Source organism: Stackebrandtia sp., assembly GCF_035643755.1.
Classification (GTDB): Bacteria; Actinomycetota; Actinomycetes; order Mycobacteriales; family Micromonosporaceae; genus Stackebrandtia.
The window spans coordinates 1-2631 of sequence record NZ_DASQPW010000041.1; the positions used below are offsets into that span (position 1 = coordinate 1).

2 protein-coding genes are annotated in these 2631 nt (G+C 70.0%); one reads left to right on the top strand and one right to left on the bottom strand.

Going from position 1 to position 2631, the window contains the following annotated elements; all coding sequences use genetic code 11:
- The coding region (gene kdd / locus VE172_RS03055; protein WP_324796987.1) for an L-erythro-3,5-diaminohexanoate dehydrogenase at positions 1–1011 on the bottom strand (1011 nt) is incomplete at its 3' end.
- A gap of 130 nt (positions 1012–1141) precedes the next feature.
- Here kdd and VE172_RS03060 point away from each other — a divergent pair.
- Positions 1142–2566: a KamA family radical SAM protein gene (locus tag VE172_RS03060; protein ID WP_324796990.1), complete on the top strand. Its 1425-nt coding sequence runs from the start codon at positions 1142–1144 to the stop codon at positions 2564–2566.
- Positions 2567–2631: the final 65 nt, after the last annotated feature.

Here is a 2631-nt window from a genome sequence, read left to right on the forward strand (position 1 = left end):
GCGGATGGCCGGATTGCCACGGACCAGATCCAGGGCGTACGCGGCGTGCCCGGGCGTGTAGCCGTTGCCGATGAGCATCTCCACGTCGGCGGCCAGGCCCTCGGCTCCCAGCGCGGCGGCCGGGAACGAGGTGGCCATGGAGAAGAACACCACGGTGCCGCCCTCGCGGGTGGCCAGGATCGCGCCGTGCTCGCAGCCGGGAACGTCGACGCACACCACGGTGACGTCGACGCCGCCGTCCACCATGCCCTGAACGGCGGACGACACGGCCACGGCGTCGGTGGCGTCGGCGACCACCACCGCGTCGGCCAGGCCGCTGTCGCGCAGCCGCGCCGCCTCGACCTCGTCGCGCACCACGCCGACCAGCCGGGAGGCGCCCTCCTCGCGGGCCGCCGCCAGCGACAGGCTGCCGCTCTTGCCGGCGGCGCCCAGCACCGCGACCGTCGGCCCGTTGCGGCGCTCGGTGACCCGGGCGGTCAGGGCGGGGGCCCCGCACACGTCGAACACGGCAAGCGCCTCGGCGGCGGGCAGATCGTCGGGCAGGACGGCGGCGATGGAGCGGGCGAACAGGATGGCGTGTCCGGTGCACGGCACCTGCTCGGACAGGCCGTCCCAGTCGGCGAGCTTGTCGTGGATCTCCAGCGGGGTCAGGGTGAGCGACACCAGGGTGGCGACCCGCTGTCCGGCCTTCAGGCCCAGCGGCGACTCGGGTCCGGCCTCCTCGACGGTGCCGATCAGCATGCCGCCCGAGCCGGTGACGGGGTTGTGCATCTTGCCGCGCTCGGCGATGATCCCCGCCACAGCTTCGCGGATCGCGGCGCCGTCGCCGTTATGGGCTTCGTGTAGCTGGCGGTAGGAGGCTGCGTCGAGGTTCAGTCTCTCGACGCGGATGCGGACCTCGTCGGCCGCGATCGCGGCCGAGGCGTCCAGGCGCGTGGCGGCCTGCGGCAGCACGCCCTCGGGCGAAATGACGCGGTGCAGTCCGATGGGCGAATGAGAAGTCACTGGCATTGCCTCCTTACGGCGAATCGTGGGGTTTGGCTGAGAATAGCCGAAGAATCTCCTGCCGAGTACCTTGACATATGTAAGTCTTCCGCTATTGTCTCGCGGAGGCCGTTGATTCTCATGGAGGTGGACACCGATGTCGACTCGTATCCCGCAGCCGTACGTATACGCACGCCAGCCGCTGGTCGAGCCCGACTGGCGCCGCTTCCCCGGCTGGGCCGAGGTGACCGAGGACGAATGGGCCTCGGCGCAATGGCAGCGCGTCCACTGCGTCAAGAACGTCGCGCAGCTGCGCGCGGTGCTCGGCGACCGGGTGGACGACCGCTTCTATGACGACCTGGCCGCCGACGGTGAAAAACGCGCCACCATGTCGATGCTGCTGCCGCCCCAGATGCTCAACACGATGGCGCCCGACGCGGAGGGGAGCGCGCTCGGCGCGTGGACCGAGGCGTTCTACGCCGACCCGGTGCGCCGCTACATGCTCCCGGTGCTGACCGACCGCCGCACCGACTGGCCCTCCCACCCCCACGCCACCCGCGACTCGCTGCACGAACACGACATGTGGGTCGCCGAGGGCCTCACCCACCGCTACCCGACCAAGGTGCTGGCCGAGCTGCTGTCCACCTGCCCGCAATACTGTGGACACTGCACCCGCATGGACCTGGTGGGCAACTCCACTCCCACGATCGACAAGCTGAAGCTCAAGCTGAAGCCGCGCGACCGCTACGACGCGATGATCGAATACCTCCAGGCCCACCCGGGCGTGCGCGACGTCGTGGTGTCGGGCGGCGACGTCGCCAACGTCCCGTGGAAGAACCTCGAGAACTTCATCGCGCGCCTGCTCGACATCGAGTCCATTCGCGACATTCGCCTGGCCTCCAAGGCGCTCATGGGGCTCCCGCAGCACTGGCTGCAGGACGACGTCGTGGAGGGCATGGGTCGCGTGGCCACCGTCGCCCGCCAACGCGGCGTCAACCTGGCCATCCACACCCACGTCAACCACGCCCAGTCGGTGACCCCGACGGTGGCCCGCGCGGCCCGCGCCATGCTCGACGCGGGCGTCCGCGACGTCCGCAACCAGGGCGTGTTGATGCGCGGCGTCAACGACTCCCCCGAGGCCCTGCTGGACCTGTGCTTCGCGCTGCAGGGCGAGGCGAACATCCTGCCGTACTACTTCTACATGTGCGACATGATCCCCAACTCCGAGCACTGGCGGGTGTCGGTGGCCGAGGCCCAGCGCCTTCAGACGTCCATCCTGGGCTACCTGCCCGGCTACGCCACGCCCCGCATCATCTGCGACGTGCCCTTTGTGGGCAAACGCTGGGTGCACCAGTTGGCGCGCTACGACACCGAACGCGGCATCTCCTACTGGACGAAGAACTACCGCACCTCCATCGAGATGGACGACCCCGAGGCCCTGGAGCGCGAGTACCCGTACTACGACCCGATCGACACGCTGCCGGAGGCGGGCCAGAAGTGGTGGCGCGGGGAGTTCCCGCCCGCCGAGGTCGCCGAGGCGGGTCACCAGGCCGCGGCGCTGTCGCGCGCGGCCAGCGTCTGAATCGATCCCGGGTGTCGTACCCGCGCGATAGCCTGCCGCGGTGGATCTGAAGAAGACCGACAGGC

What these genes read in the sequence shown, in the direction of transcription:
- VE172_RS03060 (WP_324796990.1), top strand. Translation starts at nt 1,142, where the DNA reads ATGTCGACTCGTATCCCGCAGCCGTACGTATACGCACGCCAGCCGCTG.